This is a genomic window from Halobacillus yeomjeoni, assembly GCF_020171525.1.
Lineage (GTDB): Bacteria > Bacillota > Bacilli > Bacillales > Halobacillaceae > Halobacillus > Halobacillus yeomjeoni.
Genome location: NZ_JAIVAI010000002.1, coordinates 266,548 through 290,039 on the forward strand (window position 1 = coordinate 266,548; position 23,492 = coordinate 290,039).

At 37.7% G+C, this 23,492-nt stretch carries 14 protein-coding genes; 3 read left to right on the top strand and 11 right to left on the bottom strand.

The features are described 5' to 3' along the window. Positions 1–37 precede the first annotated feature (37 nt). Positions 38–1,480: a PTS mannitol transporter subunit IICB gene (locus LCL89_RS09530; RefSeq protein WP_224809896.1), complete on the top strand. Its 1,443-nt coding sequence runs from the start codon at positions 38–40 to the stop codon at positions 1,478–1,480. A gap of 385 nt (positions 1,481–1,865) precedes the next feature. On the opposite strand, the gene LCL89_RS09535 is transcribed toward LCL89_RS09530, so the two are convergent. Both LCL89_RS09535 and LCL89_RS09540 read right to left on the bottom strand, forming a co-directional pair. Then, on the bottom strand, positions 1,866–2,801 hold the full coding sequence (locus LCL89_RS09535) for an aldo/keto reductase (RefSeq protein ID WP_224809897.1): 936 nt from the start codon (positions 2,799–2,801) through the stop codon (positions 1,866–1,868). Positions 2,802–2,938: 137 nt separating this feature from the next. Then, the gene (locus LCL89_RS09540) at positions 2,939–3,898 is read right to left on the bottom strand and encodes a Gfo/Idh/MocA family protein (protein WP_224809898.1); all 960 of its coding nucleotides are present in this window, start codon (positions 3,896–3,898) and stop codon (positions 2,939–2,941) included. Positions 3,899–4,137: 239 nt separating this feature from the next. Here LCL89_RS09540 and LCL89_RS09545 point away from each other — a divergent pair, with 239 nt between their 5' ends. Together LCL89_RS09545 and LCL89_RS09550 are read left to right on the top strand one after the other, a co-directional pair. Then, positions 4,138–4,698 carry a LysM peptidoglycan-binding domain-containing protein gene (locus LCL89_RS09545; protein WP_224809899.1) on the top strand — a complete coding sequence of 187 codons (561 nt, stop codon included), beginning with the start codon at positions 4,138–4,140 and terminating at the stop codon, positions 4,696–4,698. Positions 4,699–4,865: 167 nt separating this feature from the next. Next, a complete protein-coding gene (locus LCL89_RS09550) occupies positions 4,866–5,123 on the top strand; it encodes a LapA family protein (protein WP_224809900.1) in 258 nt (85 codons plus the stop codon). A 96-nt stretch (positions 5,124–5,219) separates the two neighbouring features. On the opposite strand, the gene LCL89_RS09555 is transcribed toward LCL89_RS09550, so the two are convergent. The 9 genes from LCL89_RS09555 to LCL89_RS09595 all read right to left on the bottom strand — a co-directional run bounded on the left by LCL89_RS09555 (position 5,220) and on the right by LCL89_RS09595 (position 23,491). Further along, positions 5,220–5,543 (bottom strand): hypothetical protein, encoded by a 324-nt coding sequence (locus tag LCL89_RS09555; protein WP_224809901.1) that lies wholly within the window; start codon positions 5,541–5,543, stop codon positions 5,220–5,222. A gap of 106 nt (positions 5,544–5,649) precedes the next feature. Continuing rightward, on the bottom strand, positions 5,650–7,005 hold the full coding sequence (locus LCL89_RS09560; RefSeq protein ID WP_224809902.1) for a M28 family peptidase: 1,356 nt from the start codon (positions 7,003–7,005) through the stop codon (positions 5,650–5,652). A 60-nt stretch (positions 7,006–7,065) separates the two neighbouring features. Further along, a complete protein-coding gene (locus LCL89_RS09565; protein WP_224809903.1) occupies positions 7,066–8,085 on the bottom strand; it encodes a helix-turn-helix domain-containing protein in 1,020 nt (339 codons plus the stop codon). A gap of 63 nt (positions 8,086–8,148) precedes the next feature. Next, positions 8,149–10,638, bottom strand: coding sequence for a DUF2357 domain-containing protein (locus LCL89_RS09570; RefSeq protein ID WP_224809904.1), 2,490 nt, complete (start codon positions 10,636–10,638; stop codon positions 8,149–8,151). 19 nt (positions 10,639–10,657) lie between these two features. After that, the gene (locus LCL89_RS09575; RefSeq protein WP_224809905.1) at positions 10,658–13,006 is read right to left on the bottom strand and encodes an McrB family protein; all 2,349 of its coding nucleotides are present in this window, start codon (positions 13,004–13,006) and stop codon (positions 10,658–10,660) included. A 200-nt stretch (positions 13,007–13,206) separates the two neighbouring features. Beyond that, positions 13,207–14,019: a hypothetical protein gene (locus LCL89_RS09580; RefSeq protein ID WP_224809906.1), complete on the bottom strand. Its 813-nt coding sequence runs from the start codon at positions 14,017–14,019 to the stop codon at positions 13,207–13,209. Positions 14,020–14,033: 14 nt separating this feature from the next. Next, positions 14,034–17,429 carry a hypothetical protein gene (locus tag LCL89_RS09585; RefSeq protein WP_224809907.1) on the bottom strand — a complete coding sequence of 1,132 codons (3,396 nt, stop codon included), beginning with the start codon at positions 17,427–17,429 and terminating at the stop codon, positions 14,034–14,036. Then, positions 17,426–18,304 carry a DUF4007 family protein gene (locus LCL89_RS09590; RefSeq protein WP_224809908.1) on the bottom strand — a complete coding sequence of 293 codons (879 nt, stop codon included), beginning with the start codon at positions 18,302–18,304 and terminating at the stop codon, positions 17,426–17,428. Before LCL89_RS09590 ends, LCL89_RS09585 begins: the two co-directional genes overlap by 4 nt. Positions 18,305–18,397: 93 nt before the next feature. Next, positions 18,398–23,491, bottom strand: a complete 5,094-nt coding sequence (locus tag LCL89_RS09595) for an FtsK/SpoIIIE domain-containing protein (protein ID WP_224809909.1) — start codon at positions 23,489–23,491, stop codon at positions 18,398–18,400. Between the last annotated feature and the right edge of the window lies 1 nt (position 23,492).

Sequence of the window (23,492 nt, forward strand, 5' to 3'; positions counted from 1 at the left end):
TCTGATTATATTTTTATAAAAGAAAGGAATGACACATATGGCAAACCCAGCACATGCCACGGATAATGTCGTGGAATACAAGAAATCCCCTTCCGCCCGCGCTAAGGTGCAGGCGTTCGGCGGATTCCTGACCAATATGGTACTACCGAACATCGGAGCGTTCATCGCCTGGGGACTCCTGACCGCTTTGTTCATCCCGACCGGATGGATGCCGAACGAAGAACTCGCAACCATCGTCGGACCCGCGATCAAATACCTCCTGCCACTCTTGTTAGCCATCACCGGCGGACGGATGGTCGGCGGACAACGTGGAGCCGTCATGGGAGCGATCGGTGCGATCGGCTTGATCGTAGGATCCGAAATCCCGATGTTCTTAGGCGCGATGGTCATCGGTCCTTTGGGAGGCTTGGTCATCAAGAAATTCGACAAGCTGGTTGAAAATAGAATCCCAGCCGGATTCGAAATGATCGTCAACAACTTCTCTCTCGGTATTCTAGGTTTCTTACTTATGATCCTATCGTTCTACTTTATCGGTCCAGCGATCGAATACGCAAACAACGGGGTCACTGCAGCCATCGAAGCATTGGTCGCGACAGGCTTACTTCCGCTGCTTTCCTTGATCAACGAACCGGCGAAAGTATTGTTCCTGAACAACGTCATCGACCAAGGAATCTATTATCCTCTCGGTATGCAAGCCGCTGCCGAAACCGGGAAGTCCATTTACTTCACAGTCGCATCCAACCCTGGACCAGGACTTGGATTGCTGCTCGCATTCACTCTCTTCGGTAAAAAGACGGCAAGACGAACAGCCCCGGGTGCCATCATCATCCACTTCTTCGGCGGTATTCATGAACTGTACTTCCCGTACGTTCTGATGAAACCCCTTACAATCATCGGTATGATCGCCGGTGGTGCGTCAGGGATCGCTGTATTCAGCCTGTTTGACGCAGGACTCGTCGCCGGACCAAGCCCAGGCTCCATTTTCGCCTACCTTGGTTTGACACCGAAAGGAAGCTTCATCGGAATCATCGCCGGTGTACTTGTAGCCGCAGTCGTAACGTTCCTAGTTACATCGGTCATCCTTAAATTGGACAAAGGTTCCGAAGATGACGATGAACTGGCTGCTTCTGTAGAGAAGTCGAAAGCGATGAAACAAGAAGGCAAGAAATCTTCTGCTGCCAAACAGCAGCAAACGGAAGAAATCAACAAGATTTCCTTCGCGTGTGACGCCGGTGCCGGAAGCAGTGCCATGGGCGCCACGACCTTCAGGAAGAAACTTAAGAAGAATGAAATCGAAGGCATCGAAGTCAAGCACTACCGAATCGAAGATGCTCCGGAACACTCCGACATCATCGTCGTCCATGAAGACCTGCAGGAGCGAGCGAGAAAAGCGCACCCTGACAAGGAAATCATTACGATCGGAAACTACCTCAACGATCCTGCTCTTGCGGATTTGATTGAGCGGTTGAAGAAAAAATAAAGCATGAGTAAGAAGAAGGTTTCTACTAGAGACCTTCTTCTTTTTTTATGAGAATTTACAGCTTGGACACTCTTAATGGGAATCCGACCGGAGAAGTGAGCATATAAGTTAGATAAGAAGCTAATCTCTTAAAAGGGAGAGGATTTACGTGAGTGACTTCTTCACACGGGTGAAGGTTCTGGTCGGGTTTCTTATCGTGTGGACGATTATAGGTGTGAATTTGATCGTTTGGTCATACGCTCGGTTCCTGGAGACGTTGAATTGGTAGAAAGATTAATTTGTTAGATGATAAAGTGCCTGACCTCCAATGCGATAAAACGCAGCAGAGATCAGGCACTTATTAAATGTTTCTATTAAACTTTATTTTTGAACAGCTTATTTGAAGTCACCACGAAAGCTCCGCATGTTGTAGATCTTCTACCCAAAGTTGCCTTAACTCTTCTTTAACCCCTTCTGACAAACTGTTTTCAGAAGCAGATAAATTGTGTTTCAGTTGATGAATGTTCCTTGCTCCAGGGATCACAGTAGATACTCCTGTATGAGAAAGAATAAACTGCAGAGCAGCTTGAACGATAGACTGGTCATCTCCTACAATACGCTGCACTTGTCCAACCAACTCTCCACGCCTTTCAATTTCCTCTCTACTCCATCTGCTTCTGATCCCGCTGAATCGACTTTGGCCATCATACTTTCCAGTCAGCCAGCCGGAGTCCAGAGGCACTTTGGCAATCACACCCACCCCTTTTCCGTGAGCCGATTTTATAGCATCAGCCGGTTCTTGATGAAAGATATTAAACATCACTTCGATAACTTCACTGTCTGTATTGTTCAACAGCTCCACCATTTCTTTTCCGGTATCGACAGAAGCTCCATAAGCTCTGATTTTCCCTTGTTCTTTCAATTTCTCAAGCAGTTCAAATTGCGGACTATTCCTATCAAGAGATTGAAATGGAGGGTTATGAAGAAGAAGACTATCCAGATAGTCTGTCTGTAATCTTCTTAAACTCTCATCTACGGATCGCAGCAACCTTCCCGGGGCAAAATCCTGCTCATCATTCGGGTGATGGCCGCACTTACTACTGATGACCACCTGCTCCCTTCTGCCTTTAAGAGCTTGTCCGAGAAGCTCTTCACTTCTTCCTGATCCATAGTTAGGGGCGGTGTCAAAGAAGTTACACCCAGCAGCTACCGCTTCATTTACTAGATTGAGAGCTTCCCTATCGTTCATCTTCCCCCAATCTTTTTCGTTGCCTAACTGCCATGCACCGAACCCTACTTCAGAGACTTGTATCCCTGTTTTTCCTAAACTACGTTTATTCAAAAGAACCTTCCCCCTTCTTTTTAAATACCCTCTCTAAGTTCCCACGTCTCTGCACTTGTTGAAAAATTCAAAGCATTAAAGGATAAGTGTTAGATACTTTGTAATCTTCATCGAGAGGCAGGCGGTATTAATTGATATTATTTCAAACCGTTTTGCAGTTGTTCCATCACATCCAAGTATCTCAACGACGCCTGGTGATAGAATTCCAGACTTCCATTATTTCTTATAGCATCCATGAACGTTTCGACTTGAAGACGATATTGATCCCCTTCTTCTATTGCTACCTGTTCCCCTTCACTATCAAAGACTGTGATGAGACCTTTGCTGTCCCTTTTGTCTGGACGATATGCATCATGAACCTTAATAATTCCCTCGGTCCCTATCACCTGATACTCATTGCGGAACGTCGCATCAAAGCTGCAATCGACTTGAACGACCACGCCGTTCGCCAATAAAAGTGAGGCAGCCGCTGTCGTATCCACGCCATGTTCCGGATCGATGTTCCCCGTCACTTGGACGTCCTTCACTTCCTCATTCATGACATTCAAGGCTGAGTGTACGCCATAGCAGCCGATATCCCAAAGCGCACCTCCGCCTTTCTCAGGATCGAGGCGGATGTTGTAATTGGAACGATCGAACAAGAACGAAAAGCTCGCCTGGATCATCGATACCTCTCCTACTGCGCCTTCTTCCATCAATTGTTTCACTTTTTTGTGCTGTGGGTGGAACTGATACATGAACGCTTCTAAGAAATACACGTTATTCTCCTCGCACGCTTGAAGCATCTCCTCCATATCCGCACGATTCAATGCGGCCGGTTTTTCACATAACACATGCTTTCCCGCCTGTGCCGCTTTGATCGTCCACTCCTTATGCAGGTGGTTCGGTAACGGAATATATACAGCTTCTATTTCAGGATCGTTTAAAAGTTCTTCATAGCTTTCATATGTATAAGGGATATCGAACGTGTCTGCCAGTTCTTTTTCTTTCCCACTCAAACTTGCAACAGCTGTGACTTCAGCACCCTCTGCACGCTGAAGCGCTGGAATCAATGCTTTTCTTGCGATGTTAGCCGCTCCCATAATGCCCCATTTCATTCTGCATTCCTCCTTGGTTTCGATTGCCTCCCTTCACATACAAAACCATTATGACTCGGAAATCAAGGGATATGAGTTAGAGAGGTCACTGGCTCACAGATACCGTATGTCTTTAAGTAATCAACCAGGTTTGAACCGTATACTTGGAAATGATTACAAAAATATTACGTTTGAATGACACACAAAGAAGGAAGACAGATAATGGAAGATATTTCACAACTCAACCGGAGGGACTATCTATGAATAAACGAAAATACCTTGCACCTGTCTTAGCTTTGGGAATGACACTTGGTTTCAGCACAGGCGTTTCAGCCGAAACTTCTACAGTAACGTTTGAAAAAGGAGACAGGCTCTGGGGAGTTGCGGAAGAATATGAAGATGTATCCGTTTCAGATCTGTACGAATGGAACCCTGGAATTGACGCAGACATCATTCAAGTCGGATCTGAAATTACGATAAAGACTGATGAAGAAGTCCAAAAAGAACAACCGAATCAGAATTACCATACCGTCGAAAGTGGTGACACCTTATACAGCATCGCGAAGGAGTATAAAGGCGTAACATTGGGTGATATCTATGAGCTCAACCCGAATGTCAATGCGTGGAGTCTCAGTGTAGGATCATACGTAAGAATCAGCCCCGACCTTCACACAGGAACCTATCACTACGTTTTACCCGGCACGACGTACTTCAGCATAGCTCAGGAGTATGAGGGTGTGACGGTCGAAGACTTAATGGAACTGAATCCGAACAAGGATCCGTTCGCTCTTGAAGTAGGTTCGAAGGTTCGAGTGAAATAATCATGATAAAGAGCGAGACCCCCAATGCATTAGAGTATTGGGGGTCTCGTATTTTTTAAAAGCAGAAGGATCAAACCTTACACCTCTCCTTCTCTCTTTTGCGTCTATATGATACGTTGAGAATATATTAATAAGCGTGAGTGAGTCCCCTTATTCTTCCTCAAATAATGCTCACCATACATACGAAAGGAGCTGGAACCATTATCAATTTAACATCTTATGAATTTCTATTGGGTGGAGTATACGAATCGATGCACACGGGTGGTATGAATATTACCGGGCAACTAGTCACAATCCTGTTGGTTTTTGGTCTCCCTATAATGATTATCACCGCTATCAGTCTCGGTTTGAGTCAAAACCGGAGAATCAAAGAGTTGAATAAGAAAGTAGATAGACTGGCTGCTGAGATACATAAAGAAGATTGAATTCCATAAATGAAATTACCTATCCCATTGTGGTGCAGCATTAGGGACAGGCAATTAAAACTCCATTTTTAATTAACTTTCATCCAGAACAAGTTATTAATTTTGGCTGAGGGATTTATAACGTCTTATTATTTTCAATAGTAAGTACATGAGCGATAGCATCGACAGGTAAAACATAAAATTCAAAGTCATTGCGACTTCATCAATGCTTCTAACCTTCCTTAATTCCAACCCGAAAAAGGCGGGCAGTGGAGGTTCTCTCATAGATTCAGCCTGTTTTATGTATGGAAATGGATAACCTAAGGTCAGTCCCTCTACTTCTATCCTTTCTTGTTGGGTTTCTATTAACCTTCCATCAAATGCAGCGGATAGAAAAGTGAAAACTCCAGCTAGCAATATTGCTATTATAATTTTTTTCATTATGGACTCCTTTGTGTATAAGTGCAATAAACAATATAATACCTGACCCCCAAGGTGTAAAGGATCTACACAAATGAGGATCAGGCACATAAACCTCTTATGAAATTTAACTCGCAGGTGTTCTTCTTCTAGGCCTCCGCACCTCTCTCAAAACTCCCCGTAAGGACCTCGCTTCCTCAAAAACGCCCATCATGACATTCACCGTTTCATAACAAGCATCCACATCCAACTGCTCATCATCCGTATGCTCCCATTGATACCCGACAGATAAATTGACCGTCTGAATACCGTGGGAGGCCCAGATTCTTGCATCACTGCTGCCGCCATTCGTACAACGCCATTCCCCGTGGCTGTACTTCCTTCCGATATCCTCCACCCATTCACCGAATGCCAGGTGGCAGAAAGGTTCGTATCCTCCACAGGAAGTCACAATATCTCCGCCGCCCCTGCGATCGAGGACAAAGGCTGCATCGATTCCCCACAAAAAGGTTTCATCCACGTTTCTCGCACCTATAAGCCCCACTTCTTCTTGCACAGAACAGATGACGATGACTGTTCCACCGAAACTTGAAGTGGTCAACCTCCGCAGGGTTTCCACTAAAACCGTAAGACCTGCACGGTCGTCAGCTCCAAGAATTCCTTCACTCGAGCTCCATGTAGACCCATGTTTCACAATCGTCCGGCCCTCACAAAAGTCTTCTGCGGTATCCAAGTGTGCATTCAGCAATATCGTCGGTCCGTTGCCGTGTTTGAATACTTTTCTTCCTAATAGGTTGCCGTAGGAATCCGTCGTCAGCTGGTCTACCCATGGAGTCAGTTCCTTTTTCACAAAATCACGAATTTGGTCTTCTTCACCACTCACACCTGGGATACTAAGAAAACCTTCCAGGCGCAGCTGAAACAGCTTCCTTCTTATGGAGTCATCACTTTTGGAAAGCTCTTCTGCAGTAAAACCATGAAGAATTTCACATAAATCCAGCAAACGCGTACGATTCGCATGTATGATGATTCCACTGTACCGGCGATCGACTTTCACATTGCCTATTAATTGGATGATCCGCTGCGCTTTTCTTACATCACTATCATTTTCAAAACCGATATGTGGTCTGCCTGTATCATGGCCGTCACAACTATGGGATGTTTTTAATCCAATCCGATTAAACTGTCTGACCAAACCGCTGATGTACATATCAAAGTTTCGAACCAGCAAGATAGTACCGATAAAACCAATCCGTCCGCGTCCTCTAAAATCCAAAACCGACAACCACTTCTCTTCTGTCACAGGCTCATCAAAAAGGACTAACTCGGACTCTACATAAGAATAGTCAACCTCAAGTTCACCTAAAGCTTCCAATAAAAACTCCATATTCTCTTTTGACTCTTCGTCACAACGAAAATGCCCTTCTTGTACTTCCGTAAGTAAAAATCCCTGTCTGATGAATAATTGGTTCCAGCTTTTCATCGATCATCATCTCCCTTTTGGTTATACCCCAATTATACGGAGGGAGCGATGACACCCCTGTCATTCGGCTAAGTAGTCGAGCGCAACACCATCATCATGACGATACATGATGATGTATCCAGGCAGCGGATCAATGGAATATCCTTGATCGGTATGAACGATATGATTGGAAAAACCCAACGGATCCACTCTGGCACGTAAACGCCGGATAACCTGCGATAAAGTATTATTGGCCACTGGATTGATCTTATTTTGAAGACGACTCAATTCAATACGATCCAAAGGCTTATCACTGGACTTCAAAACCAGATATCTCAAAATATCCGCATCTGAATGAGAAAGATCGACACTATGGTCAGCAAACAACGCTTCTACCATCCGATCGCCGAAATAAAGGTAAAACGTATTTGAATCAGGATTATCAATCAGCGCCTCACACGCTTCTTTCGAGCAATAACTCACTTCTTCGTTCGTCCTTTTTACAAAAGCATGATTCGCTAAGTACGCATCACTATCCAATAAGCGTTCATATAACCCGGACATATCACCTGAATCAAGTGGATCATAGCGATCCTTCATATTCAGACGCCCCATTTTTTCATGGGTTTCATATACAAGGTGAAGCTCACTGTTTATCGCATATAAATGAGCATAATAAAGCTGGCGTTCATCAAGCATATAACTTTTTTGCGACCTTTCCTGAAGGGTAATCGCCTGATGAAAACACCTCGAAGCATTGAGGTATTCGTGCTTACGGTATTGTAAAAACCCAAGCCGGTAATGCGCGATGGGAAGACGGGAATTCAATTCCAACGCCTTCTCCAACGATGAGAATGCATCGTTGTTGTTTTTTTCTTTCTTCATTTTCATGTAGGATCCATACCGCACCAGATAGTCAACGAGCTTTTCTTTAACGTAAGCCATGCTTTCTGTGTCTCTTTCTCTTCTAAACCTTCTCAGCATTTCTTCGTAAACAGTAATTAAAGGGTAATACCCTGAGTTGTCGCCTTCTTCTATTCTTTGAAAGGTCTCTTCTTCTTTGTCGTACAGTTCATCCATGGATAGGTGTTTGAGTTGCATTCAGTCTCCTTCTTTCGGTTGAGTTTCACATTACTTAATCACATTTATAGTAAATCTCTTCCATCAACTCATTACTTTCTGAATCCTCTTATACACTTTCACAGAATTACGAGTAAACTCAGTCAAAGGCTCCGCTCTTTCTTCACCATCGTTACTCTTAATAATGATCTGATCCCTTGACTTATCAAGAGAAACCTTATGATTCCCTACAACAAATGAAGTAACACCTGTGGATCTATCAAGATACATACTATCCAACTCTGTCCGTACATCTCTTGTGTACCTTCTTAACAATCTCCATAGTTTTACTTCTTCTTTAGACTTCATAAATAGCTCAGGTAAATCCTTGGCTTGTTTTAAAATACTTAAAGTTGTCATCGTATAAACTTTTACGCCATAACCTACTGGGTTAATCGTTTCATCTAAAGTTCTCCATTTATCTACACTTAACTTTACATACAAGTCATTCGATGCGCTTGGAATCTCGGAGATATTTGACCTTTCCACTATTTCTGCATTACTGATCTTCCCATAATAAGTAATCCCGTTAGGTTCTCCCAGCTCTTTTGACTCAGGCTGAGAAATATAAAGAGCTACATACTTTGCTTCTTGCCAACCTTTAGAGAGCTGTTTTATAGGGATGTGATAAAATCTATGGCTCTTATGCACTCTTAAATGCGCTGAATCTTTTACAACTCCTACCAACACCTTTTCCTCTAAAGAAGATTCCCAATGATCGATCGTACCCTTAGGAAGAATTCCATGCTGCTGTAAATCCTCTGGACTACTTTCCACTAAATGATCAATAAACTGTTCGACCATTATTGTCGTATTAGGAAGAAACGGGAATCCTCCAATGTTGACTTCATCAATGCTTTTATAAAATGGATGATTATCATAATTCTCCTCATCCATCCATGGAAATAACACATATGCGCCAAATGCATGACGTTCATATGGACCCTGATGCTTATACACCCAGGCATCTCGGTATCGGTGCATCGTATTAATATCATCTTCCATTGGTCCCGGAGAGGCAGTTTTATCCTGATTGAAGTCTATGCGATACTTCGCATCAAAAATATAGTGATACTCATAGGATGTATCTTTCTTTTCGATTGAGAGCATAATGTCAGGCTTTTGCCGAACAGTTGGTGGATCTTGATGTCTTTCTTGAAAGCTAAGAGTAATTTGCTCATCTGTTTTTGGGTGTATAAAGCTTCTCTTCGCTGTTTTACTTTGGTCAAGGTCTACAAACAATCCGCTTTTCTTCACTTTAATGATATCTTGTTCAACTGGAATATACTTCTTATGTAAGATTTGGCCCATCTTCAAATACGTCCAATATTCATATAAGGTCGCCACATCTTTCACAGACATTTTGAAAATTTCACCTTGTAAAGATAAACCTTGAGATAGGATGAGATAGATCATATACGCATCTCGATACCCTTGTTTCATTTGCATCACTAAACTCAGCACAGATCGATCTAAATCACTAATCTGCCTCCAAAATCTCCGCCTTATTAAACCATTTAATTGGACTTCCATCTGCTCCAGTTTGTGGTACACAGTCTGGTCAGCGTTCGGGTTATTTTTTTGATAAAACCTCAAGTTTTCCATTAATCCGTTTATTTTTCCTACTAAACGTTGGATCATAAATTTCACAAAACGATTCTCTAATGTATCGTAAGAAAGACGCTTTTTAGCATTTAAGCCTTGCGCAGGCATAAGCTTTTTATCTCCTATAGAAGTTCCATTAGGAGTCTCTTTAAATAAGTGGGGACGCTTTCTTAAATAACGACGCGAAACATTATCCATACGTTTAATTTGATCTGCACGCACTTGTTGATACTCTGTTATCAGTTCATGATGAGGCTGACGTTCTATCCTTCGAACAGCTTGAATAAATCGCTCAAAATAATGTGTAAGTAAGCGATAAAACTCCACAGGAGAAGGAGCTTTGGAAGATATTTTTGAAGCCCCTATAAAGGTCTTTTTCATAAAATGAAAAGCAAGATTATAAATTTCTTCACTTACTTCATCAAGCAATTTTTGATAATCCTCTTTATAATCAAGCTTCGTCGGGAAGAGTTCTATCGTTATTTGTGCGAGCGAATGCTGGTCATCTTTAATTTCAAACTCCGTAAAACCAACCTCATTCATAAACTGTAACTGCCCCATCAAGAAGTTAATGTCTCCAACGGTTTCTAAGCTCACGGCATCTCGAACCGAGGGGTGTTCATGATGAAAGGAAAGCTCTTTATCTTTTTTTGAGATGACCACGATCTGGTACACTTCATTCTCAAAAAAGACAGGCGGAAAGTCCTCATTTTCTAAATTGACTAACCGGTCATAAAAGGGATGATAGACTTGAACACTTTCTTCATCAATTCCTTTGAGTTTTAACTGCATGAACTGTTCGGTTAACTTTGATTTATTTTGAAACTCTTTTAAACTCTCAAACCGATGATTAAACGGTCGCCCCTTAATATGAAGAGAAAATTCTTCATGCTCAACCACTAATAACTTAATCTCACTTGGACGAGCCACATTTCCGCCTCCTCTCCGATCACCCTAACCAGAATGATGTGAATCCATTTCGCTCTTGATTGTGATACATCGTTGCCAACTTTTGAGCCGATTTAGGGTAATGTGCTTCTGCAATGGCACGAGGTCCATTTTGGATACTCTGCCCAGAACAAAACTCAAACAACCTTTCAATAATTTCAGCAGCCTGAATGTCACTTCCATTTAATTTAGGTAATACCTTCTGAAGTAATTGGCGATCAAACGCTTCATTCGGCTCCATAAGTTGACTCTCGTTGTTGTAAATCATAAAAAAACAAATCTCATCTCGAATGCGGTATCCAAAATGGCTGTTGTTGCGACTTAATATTTCGTTTACATCCATAAGCAATTTAGTAGTGGACTTAATAATCTCATGATGATCATTAAACGCATCCTTCAAAGATAGAAATTGAGGCTTTAACAATTCATTACTCACTACCGCTTCAGGATTATCTTTCACCTCATAAAAGTTTGGAAAAGCATCTAGAGCTACATCGTTAAACTCCATAGTATTAGCGCGGTCCAATACTTTCGAACTGAACGGATGTGTCGTTTCATCCATATTAACTGTTCCTATAATATATACGTTCTCCGGTATGATCACTCGATTTGGATAGCTTTCAGGTGTAGGAATTTCAGATGTTACTGTTCTACCATCTATTCTCTTCCGACTTTCCATCACACTTAATAAGTCACTAAAATAATACTCCACACGAGCTAAATTCATTTCATCTAATAAAATGAAATAAGGTTTGTCTAAATTTTGTTCCGCTTCCATCAGTACCTTTGTAAAAGGACCTGGTTTAAACTCCCCTTTAATATCCTCAAAGCCAATTAGATCAGACCCATCGCTCCAATCTGGTCGTACTGGAATCAATGTAAAGCGCCCGTTTTCCTCCGTAGCACCAAGGCTTGCCGCAAATTTCTCTACAATTTTTGTTTTTCCTGTACCTGATATACCAGAGAGAATAACAAACGGTTTCGTCTTTAGTGATAAATATAAGCTTTTCACTTCTTCTTCCTGATAATGCAGTCCTTCAGCTTGTATGTATTCATGGATATGCTGAACAAGTTTAGTATCTGAATCGAAGTGATCCACTTGCGGCTCTACACTAGGTGGATCGATTGTTTCTTTTATAAACAGGGGCAAACGTTCATTAAATTTATTAGTAAAATCATGAATGAAGGATGGGGACAACTCATAAAAATACCCTTGCTTCACGTTTCCATTCACATCAAAAGGCCCATCCTCTTTCTGTCGCCACTCCAGAGGAATATCGCTCTTGGCAATTCGCGGGATTAGTTCATGATAATTCACTTTGAGTAAATTCCCGTCCTTTTCCCAGCTATCAGTAGAAAAAGGATTAGGCTCTGTTTTAGCAGGTTCCACAACTTCACAAAAGGAGTGAATCATTTGTTGGGAGTATGCCAATACCACATCTCCCGGATTAGCTTTCAAGAGGTCTGTGTGATGGGATAGTGGAGAGCCATTTTTGTTCGTTTTAGGAGCCCACAAATAACCTCCTTCTTTTTCCTCCTTCATTGTTTTCCCTTGATTGACCCACCAGAATTTAACTTTAGAATTCATATTAATGACATTCCAATCTTCATCAATAAGTTCAGCATATTTCAACCATTGAATTATAGTGTTTTTTCTAGAAACGGCTACTGAATTTTTAATTGTAGTACCATCTGTTGAACTTACCACTGTTAAAGAAATTATTTCTAATAGTATTTTGTTTTTTTCATCTAGAGTATACATACTCATGCTATCAAGCACTTTATATACCATAAATACATATGGAACATTTATTATTTTTTCTTTTAGGGATTCTATGTTGAAGCTTTCTTCTATTAGCTTATCTTGATTATCTAGGTATCCAAGGATCCTCAGACTTTGTCTAGCTCGCATTTTTAAGCTTTTAATATTTTCTATTTCAAAAACTTTAGATATTTCACTTGCCTCATACTTACCTTCATAAAGATCATCCAATAAGCTTAATATTTGATGAATCGGGCTTCCAGGTAAAGCTAAAGTGTCAAATTTTTTTATGTATACGTCATTCTGCTTCTGATCTACAAATGGTAAATTAGCTAACAAGGCTGCTAATAAACAATTATGTTCTAATTTTAAAAATTCATCAGATCCACTAGACCCCTTAAAGTTTAAAATTTGAAAGGATTTCGCTATCATCTCTTTTTTAATATATACATTATTTTGAGGGGGAGCTTCTCTAATTACCCAAAGGCCATTTTCATCATTTTTGATAATTTTGTTTTCCGTTTTATTTCTGAGTGTATAAAAAGAATCTTGTTGTTTTATATAATCATACATAAATTTAAAGATCATGTTATCCCTCCTATACAAAAGTAAGTTAATGTTTTTAGTTTTATTAGTATAATATAAAAGTATTAATCAAGTGTGTTGGGTAATTAGAAAGTGAATATTGAAGTTTGTTAATAACTATTTATATGGTATATAAAATACCCAGTCCATAATAGAAGGGCTGGGTATTTCTATAAGTACCTTTTAACTATTTAAAAAGTCTGTTAAGAGAAACTACAAACACAAGGTATCGTATCATCTTGGATATCTAAATAATTGTCTACTCCCTCATTATCCATAATCTCTCTATATTCTTTCAACGTAAAGCGACTACCACTTCTTTTTAAAATAGAAACATCTTTATCAAAGTATTTTCTGAAGCGTTCTTCCATTTCTTCTTGCTCTTTAAATCGTTCTGGCCACACTTTATAAAGACGAGCATAGTGACCTAAACCTCCACGCACGCATCTCCCTCCACAATTGGCATGGGAAAATCCTAAATCATACATGCGAGGTAATTTGATGTTCCATTCATTTTCAATAATACTTTTCACATCTATATCTTCTCTATAAGTGTCTACCATAGGAAAGCGTGTTTCTACCGGCTCTAAAGGATAATGTTCATAGAAGTTTTGAAGATTTTCCATTCTATGCTTTTCATGTGGGCCTATACCGAAATATAAAATTGGTTCTAAATTTTCTTCATCCCTTAAGTCCTCTAAGAAAGTGAGTGTTTGATAAACTTTGAGTTCTTCTGAACATTTCGCTACTCTAGAATTGCCTAAAAATTCATAATCATAAAAGACTTCTTCAGGTGTGCGTCCATCAACCACTTCAGTAATTTCTACTCCAATATATTCAGATACTTCTTCCATAAATCTATAATTATCTTCGTCTTCCCATAAAGTATTAGTAAAGAAAAGCATTGAATTGTCTTTTCCATGCGCTTGGACCATTTTATATGCTACATAAGCACTGGACGCTCCCCCACTAAACATAGCTATATGAACTGGTTTGCGAGCTGTTTCAGATGCCATAGTGTGCCTCCTTTTTAATCAATAAATTCTTCCATTAAGTGAAAGATAAGTGTTTCGATTTCATCGTTGGAAACCGTACGTCCCCCATTCCTCAAAATACGATGAACATTTTTATACAATGTTTTGGTTTTTGGAGACATTTCAACTTGCTTTACCGTTTTGAATGTACCATTGTAGTGAATTTCCGTACCTTCTTTAACTTTGGATTGCAAGGAATCCATATGCCTATCTAACTGTTCATAAAAAGCGTTTGCTGTAATATCTGACCAATTATTAAGAGGTACTCCTATTACTTCTTGTGACAAATTTGATACTAGATCTCGTTCATCATTAGAGTTTAAAACAGAATAAACTAGAGGGTTCGTTTTTTGTTGAAAACTATCCTGTTCCTTACTCCATTTTAATAAAGAAGCAAAATCATCACAACTTAACTGTTCATAAACATAACATTTAACTTCATTTGATTTAATATTTAAATAGTTTTCTAATTCCTCTTTATACTTTTCAATAAAATATTCGTTTTCTTCCCACTTACTTTTTAAAAATTGTAGAGAAGCATCTGGGTCAATCTCTGAGTAACGAATATACTCTTTAAATTCGTTCAATTCTTTATTCATATCTTCTGAAAGCTGTGTATACTTAGGAAGCTTTCTTAACCATTCTAAGAGGGCACTAGTTACTTTCAAAAACAAAGGTTTTCCTTCCATTGACTCATGGATATATTCATTAAATACGTTTTCGATGTACTTAAAGAAAAGTTTATAGGTTTCATTAAAATCATAGTATTTAACGAAAATTTTCTCTGGATCGTCCTCCATCATCTCATAAATGATCTCTCCATCTAGACCAGCAATAAACATATCATTTTTGTAGAATACTAAATAATCCCACTTATCTCTAAGCAGTCCAATCAATAACAATGGAACGATTGGTTCCCTAATCCCATAGGGTGTTGAAGTTAATATGTCTACTAAATCTTTAAGGCTAGATTCATTGCCACTAGATATTTGAGTGAGTAACCTTTCTCTAATGTTTCTAAAACTCGGGTGAGCAATCTTACCCAATTCATTTACTTTTATATTGTTGTTTTTAAAGACCGTCGCATAGATCAGATAATCAGGACCTGTCCCTTTTATGCCTATGTTATCTTCTTCTGGAGTTTGTATAATTGCATTAATAACATCAATGGCCGCTTTTTTCTGTACTCTACTTATACTTCTCCTATTGAATGCATCATTCAATATCTCTGGAGTTTCTGAATAAGTGCTTTCCATTAAATTTGTTAAAATCTTTTCTAACTGCAACTGACTATTTACTGAAAAAGCTTCACCTTTATAAATCCATTGAAGTTGATTGGAAAATTCATCATAATTTCTCAATTGCTTATAAAGGTTGTTTTTCAGCTCAGCAATTTTAAAATCTAATTCTTCTAAAACCCCTTGATCTTCTTTCGCTAGACTACCTTCTTCCAACAAATATTCACATGATTTCCATAGCTTTAACTCTTTAACTATATCTTCCAACGATAAAGAATCATCAATTACAAAATAAGTGAACTCATCTTTTATTTCTTTTATCTTCTCTACCAAATTACTATGATCAGCCCTCGTGGGTATCACAAAATTTATTAAGATATCTGATTTTGACGAGTCATTAACTAGCTCTCCCTCCGCCTCATTATGAATGCGGTCTCCTGTTATTATATTGACTTTTGCAAACCTAGTCATACTTTTTCGATGATTGTATTGGGTTGGGATGTAAAACTTTTTCTTTATGAGAGATAAAATATAATTCTCTATATCGTCCTTAGATAGTTTTACATTCAAGTATTGTTCCTCAATCGCACTATCTAGGTTCACACTACTGCCGTCGTACATCTCCCAGTATCCTTGAACAAAGTTATAACGAATAACTTTTTTATCTGTTAAGTCTTGAAGTTCTTGTTCTACATTCGACTTCATAGAAAAGTTCAAGAACTCGGTAGTCACTTTAACCTTGGAGTAAGAAGATGTAAGTTTTAAAATCGTAAGTAGTTTCAATAAGTCTTCTTCTTTAGACGAAAGAGTAGTTTTCTTAATCAATCGATTGAATAATATTAAATCTTCACTTTCTCCTTCGTACTGACCTATATTTTCAATATCTTGAAAGAAATAATTGAACAATTGATGCGGTAAATATTCGTCCTTTTCACTACCAATATGCTTTTTAAGACCTCCGCTTACATTACTTTCTAAAAAAGTAAACAATGTACGTTCATTTTGCCCATAAATTTTAGACAGTTCTGGTAACAAAAAAGTTGCTACCGGATGCATAGGATAAAAGCCTTTTACCACAAGTCGCTCTAGTTCTGTCATATTTAATTCTTGGAACAAAGGATATTTACGTAGATGCTCTTTTGTATGCAACACGTATTCTTTTGGAGCACTTGTTTTGAAATCAGATATTATTTTTTGTCCTAATCGAAGAAACGTAGAGCGATCATTATCTATATAGTATAAGCCATACCTTTTCTCAATTCTTTGAAATTCTTGTTGGAATTCTGTAGATAAATGCGAGAAATATTGGCGCAAATTCTTATGAGCAATTAATATAGTGTGAAGATTGCTTTCCTCTTCATTAGCTAATTCAGCAACATCTTGAAGGTCTTGCATAGCTTCGTTTATAGATTCTGAATTCAGACTTTGTAAAAAGCGGCCAAATTCATCATATACAAATATAATCCCTAAATTATTTTCCTTTAATTTTTCTAATACATATTTCAATTGACCTATGAAGTCTTCCGTTTCGTAACTTACGAATTCAGTACCAGCGGTCAGTCTAGGAAAAACCTTCTTAAACCATTCAATCTCATTCGAATTGTAGCTTAGGATTTCTAACCTCCACAATTCAAAATCTTTTTCTTCCTCACTTAAAATTTTCATAAATTCTTTGAAGGTTTTTGGAAAGTCTTTTTCCCACATTTCTACTGTGGAAATAATTTTTGAAACTATTCCTGGTATAGTAATTGGGATGTTTTGATTTGATAAGGCTTTTAATACCCCTGATATGACAGCCTCTCTAAACCGTCCTTCATTTCCATTTAAGAAGACAGGAAGATACTTCCGCTCATTTTCCTTCACTTGAATTAAATGTTGATAAATGGATGCATCAACATTGTCGAATTTATTTATTAAAGTTTCATAGTCTTTATCCTTAATATAATGAGATGCTATACCAGCAATTAATGTCCCTATTAAAGATTTACCAGTACCATATGGTCCAACAATAATGTGCGATTGCTGACCTTGATTGTTTATCCCTTCTAGTAAAGCAGTCATTGCTTCTGCATGAGAGGGGGTGGGAAGGTAATGATCAAAGAGCTCGCTTTTTGCAAAATCAAATTTAATATTCACACTTGTTTTAAAACTCATATCGCTGCTTCTACCTTTCTTTTATACTCAAACCTCAAAAACTCTAAAGGTGAAAGTTTTGGAAGCCTAACCGTGTCTAAGTTATTTGTCCTGATAAAGGTTATTGGATATTTAGGATGTTCTGTTAAGTGATTGAGTCCATCAATAACACTTGACCGAGACATGTTAAAAGTCCTCCCCCATAGACCACCGTTATTTAAAATTTCGTCTACTAATAAGTCGTTCGTCCCGTTCTCATTTGCATAATTCAACAAAACATACATTAATGCAGAATACCCAACATCTTTACTTTCTTTATACATTTTTTTTACTTTGTTTTGTTTCACCTCTAATAACCCCAATGAGTGCAATGGACTTTGATTAACCTCTTCAGGATCTTGAGTATCTTGTCCAGCTGTATAGAATTTAATTAAACAATCCACATCTCTTTTCAAAGAGTTCTCAGATACCTTTATTTCTTTTTCAAGGAGGACCCAATCTTTTAAATCCTCTAAAACCTTTTCTTTAGTTGTAAAAGTCTCATTATACAAGTTAAAAAACCAATACCATGTAGTAGCAGGTTCAACTCTACTTACTACATAGTAATGTAACAGGGCCAATGTATCAGTGAATTGAATGTAGGGATCATATTCATTAATGAAATCAGCAAACTCTGTGATAAAATGCCCCTTTTTACGATCTTCCTTTGTTTTCTCTTCTACAAGATTAGTGGCTAAAGCCCAAAACCTTAAGGATTTCACCATGTTTTTTCCTAATCCTACTTTTTCAAATGCATCCTTTCTGTAAAAGAAACGATCATCAGATGGGATGTTTTTGAATATTCTGTTAATCCATCTATCTCTTAAGTAAAAACTTTGATGTTGTCCGAAGGCCATTTTTAACATCCTTTCTTATTGGAAGCAAAGCTCCAACTGTACATTTCTCCCCGAAAAAGTGCACCCGATTTTTAAGGTGCACTTTTTTCAAAACTATCTAGCAGCTAAATATTTGAATATAGCTCCTTGTACTTTCGGCTCTAAGAAGGGGCTTTTCCCTCTGATTAATGAGGTAGCTCCGCCTTTTAAGAGGAAGTCTCCCTTCCCGGCAAGTTTTTCAGCTCCTGTTTCATCGAGAATTACTTTTGAAGAAGAGCCATCTGTAACTTTTAATGCTAACCTTGCAGGTAAATTACTGCGAATAGTTGTATTTATAACTTCTGCTTTAGGGTTTTGAGTACAGATAATCAAGTGCATCCCCGCTGCTCTTCCTTTTTGACCTAATCGTTTAATAGCTTCTTCGACTCTTTTCGCCATTTTTTGATCTTGAGATTGAAAATCTGCGAACTCGTCAAAGACGATTACTTTATGGGCCATTTTCTGTTCATCTGACACTTGGTCATTATAATGTTTAATATCACTCATGAATTCCTTCTGCATCAATGTGAAACGTTCATCCATTTCATCACATAATTCTTCTAACCTTGTAACCGATTTATCTAAGTCATAAATCACTTCCTCTGTATAAGGTATAGTTTCATACTTTGTAAACTCTACCTTCTTAGGGTCAATGAAAGTGAATTTCACATGCTCTTTTGAGTATAACAACATCAAGCTAATGATTATAGAATTCAATGTAACACTCTTACCACTTCCTGTAGTTCCCCCTACTAAGAAGTGTGGGCTCATTGAGTCAGCTAAATCTATGCTCAGTATATTATTAAGAGGATCAATACCTATCGGAACTACAAGCTTTTTACTGATATCGTCAGTTAATGAGTCCCTGACATTTTTCATGAACTCATCAAAATAGACGATAGAAGGAGTCTCACGGTTGATGTCTATATATAAACCTCTATTATGAACAGCGACAGATGGCGGAACATCTAATCCCAACCAGAGTTGTAGACTCTGAGCTTTTTTCTCAATTGTAGAGGGAGCTACTTTTGAAGGGATGTCCAAATATATCCTTATCACACTGGACCCTACGACAGTATCTTTAATTTTTGTAGGTATATCATTCTGACTGAGATTACGGACTATTTTACGTTGATAATCTTCAACTAGTTGTTGTAAATTTTCATCCTCGTCAGATCTATTCAGCTCTAAACCTGCCAGAGCTTTCTCTTCAGGATGATAGGCATGAGAATCATCCAAGGTCTCATATTCGTTATTTTCTAGAACCTTCGTTTTTTCAGGATTTTGGTCATCATTAAGGGCTGTGTCTCCGGGTGAAGATACATCTTCTTTTTTATCCTCTTTCTTTTCTGAGGTTCCGGCTTTAGATTGTTGACCTGTAGAATATCTATCAGGACCTGTATTTTCAGCTGACGAATCCCCTTCAATTTCCTCAGATGGGGACAACTCTGAATACTCTGCCTTTTCTTCTATATTCGTTACCCCAAATCGATCTAGTACATATTTTCGGTTGAATATATTAAGTTTGGTGTTTTCTTCCACATTATCTTCGAAAACTCCATCATGGGTCATTTTTTCAGCATATTTCTCCAAAAAGCTGTCGTAACAATAAATGTTAATTTCAGCTTCTATGTTTGTAGTTATTTCAGACATTCCGGAGTTTTGAAGTTCATTGATTAAGTCAACTTCATACTGTGCATAATCTTTATTTTCAATTAGGTAATTTACAAATTCCTCTCGCCAAAATTCTCCATCTGCTGTATTTTGATCAAATGAAAATAGATCTTCATACAAATTCACACCTGCTTTTACTTGCTGTATAGCATCTATTTTTTCTTTATCAATCAAGGTCTCACGTATGAACTTTAACTCTACTAACCTGAAATTCACATGTATGGAGTCACCTTTTTTAGAAATAGTAGTGACGACCAAGTCAGGACGCCTCTTTGTCGCTCTTTTCCTTGAGAACCATGGCAATTCATCACATAATGAAATAACTTGTAAACAATCTTCATTAACAATATTATCACGGATATACATACTAGTTGCCATTAATTCATGAGCAAATTTACCTGGTCCAAGAGCTTTAAGAACTAGCGACCCGGATATTTCTTTCACAACATCCACTGTCTTCTGGACTTCATTGTTTGCTGAGATTTGCTTCACTCTTAATAATTGCTTGAGCTTTCTTTCCAATCGACCATAATACTCTGTTTCACTTTTCGCCGTATTCAACCTTTTGATATTTCTAGAAGAAGATACAAGTAACTTGAATTGCTTACTCGTTCCAGCTTTAGATTTATAATGTATAATTTGAGCTTTATTAGAAGCTTTTTTAAGTAGAGATCTATCTAAAAAGCGATCCATTATCATATTCCAGTTATAATTTTCATGCATAAAATCTATCAGGGAACCTTCATTAAACTTGCTAGCAGTAATTGCTTGGCTTAGTAAATATAAGTCGCCTTGATCTGGTATAGAATTGGTGTGTCCTATATACTGCATCTGATAGAAATCTGCAATAACTTTCGGAAGACATTCAGTCTCTAATGGCATACGCTTTTTAGCTTCCCTATCTTGTAAAGGCTCAAGTATCGGTTTTATAAACCAATCACTTTCCTTTTTGAACTTTTTCCTATTAAACTCAAAATCAATCTGTCCAGATTTTGAGAAGTAATCTGCTAATATAACAAGATCAGCGTCAACCATATGAGTTTTTAGTTCTTTTTCAATCTTGTTAACTGAGTCCCCGTTTATTACATTTACTTCTACTTTTGGGAACTTATTTTCGTAAGATGGTAATACGAACTCTTCATTATGTTCAATCCAAGAGTTAATATCTTGGTGTAAGGTAGCTGCACTAGTACTATGCGCAGTTATTTTTAATTTTTGTATACCTAATTTGCTCTTGAACAAATTCTTTATGGATTCAGTTATAATGCCTACGTCATCCACATGTAAGAATAATACGTCGAGCCCATCTTTAGCATAAGGAAATACTTCTAAATAGTTTTTTGTTACATTAACCACTTCTTTAGAGATTTCTTTAGTGTCGTTTACGCTATAAGAAGACCTAGTATTATCTAAGGTGAATAAACCATTACCCATCTCTTCATATACTTCTATAAAATAATGGGTGTTATCGCCTCTGCTGAAATATCTAGGTGCTAACTTATGATACTTATCCATAGAGAACTCTAAGAATTCCTCTCTTTGATTCACGTTAAGTTCATCTTGGAGAGCTTGTTTAAACCAATTATTTATCTCATCACTCATAGCAACCATTTTATTCAAATAACTCAACAGTCTTAGTGGATTAAATAAAGTCACTATTCTTTCTACTGGGTGTATATATTTTGATGGCTTTTCATCAAAATAATCTTTTACACCAATAACATTTAGGTAACTGTAAAGATTTTGTACATTGGCTACCGATTTGTAAACGTTTGAAAGAAGTTCTTCTAAAAGTTCTTCAAGGTCTGACTCGCTGACTGAACTAACACCTTCTGTTACTAAAGTAGCTAGATAAGATGAATATGCATTCAAAAAGCTTATAAACCTTTCATAAGCTTCTGCTGATTCCTTTTCATTTTGGTTTAATGTAGGGCCTATTTCGTTAGTTATATAACTGATTAAATCTTCTATAACAAGGTCCTCTTCTAAATACTTCTTAATGTAAGGGATGTTTTTCCCATCAATTAAATCAAAAAACTGGACAGCTGTATTTTGGTGTATTCCATCAATCGTAAAAAGAGCATTATCTAATTGTTTTTTAGATTCCTTCTCATTTTTCAATAAAACTAAGCGAAAAGTGACACTATCTATTTCTTTAGTATCTTTCTCGTTTATACTGTATTCATTAAAATATAGCTTAGGGATTTTGTTGTGAATGTCTTTCAAATAAAACTTGAGTAAACTGCTAGTATTTTTATCGATTTCTTTAGTGCTTACATCTAATCTCAAAGAGTAATCATTTACTCCGCTACTCGAGTCACTATCTAAATTGTCTTCTATCAAGGTGAAGGTTTCATAAAACAATCCATCTAACAAATCGCTATATACAGAGGAGTGCCGTTTCTTTTCTACATAACGCTTTAATGATTTAAGTAACTTACCATCCGACTCTAAAGACTCATAATGTTCGTCAATAAAATCTTCTACGTAATCAGGATCATTATCATAGTCTATTGCTTGCACTACATTATCTATCTGACTCTCTTCTTCTTTAGATAACTCTCCATCCTGTTTAAAATGCTCTCGAAGTTTATCTCCTAGAGTTTTTTTAGGCTGTTTAAATTCAAATATTTGATTAATGATTTCAAATTCATAGCGAAGTAATTTCTCATTTTCGGCATTTATAAATTGAAAAACTTCTTTTCTGAAATCTTCTACAGTCGTTTCTTCCCAAATTTCGTTTTGCCATCCTCTTTCCTCTTCATACGTTAGAAAGTCATAAAATTTGTCCTGTAACTTCTCTGTATCTACAGATGCGCCACTACTTTTTTGAAGGTGAGCCAAAAGATAATTATTGTTTAGTCTCTTTAAATACTTTTTGTTTACTTGAAAATTACTATCTACAAAACAGTTAAGTTCTGGAAGATTAGACTGTATTTTATTTACCATTGATACTTGGTCATCATTAAGTATTCCAGAAATGAAATTCGTCAGACTTTTTAACTGCGGTTCAGAAACCTTTCTATACAAATTAAGAAATTCTCGGAGAATATCAATTTCTTCACTTGCAACTTTGTATTCCATTTGAATTAAATAATAAAGGCTTTCCATACCTTCGCTGTTTAGCAATACTGATTCATCTAAAGAGAATAGATTCTCTAAACTTTGAGCTTCACTTGTAATATCATTAATTATAAGTAAAAGGGCTTCTTTACCCTTTGTGTTATTTCTTAGCCATATACTTGTTTCATGTTCTTTATAGGAATATTGAGAAAACCCTTCTACTGGAGTTATAGTTCTTATAATTGGTTTGTAATATTTTTCAAGTGAATGAAAGTTAGTATTTAGTTGATCTAAGACAGCTTCTATATTCTTATCAGATAAACCATTAACTTTCAGAAAAAGCTTTTCACTATGTGATTCTGCTTGTTCTTTAAAGTAACGCTGTAAGATGGTGTGAACCCATTGTCCTGTTAGCCGATGAGACGTAATCATC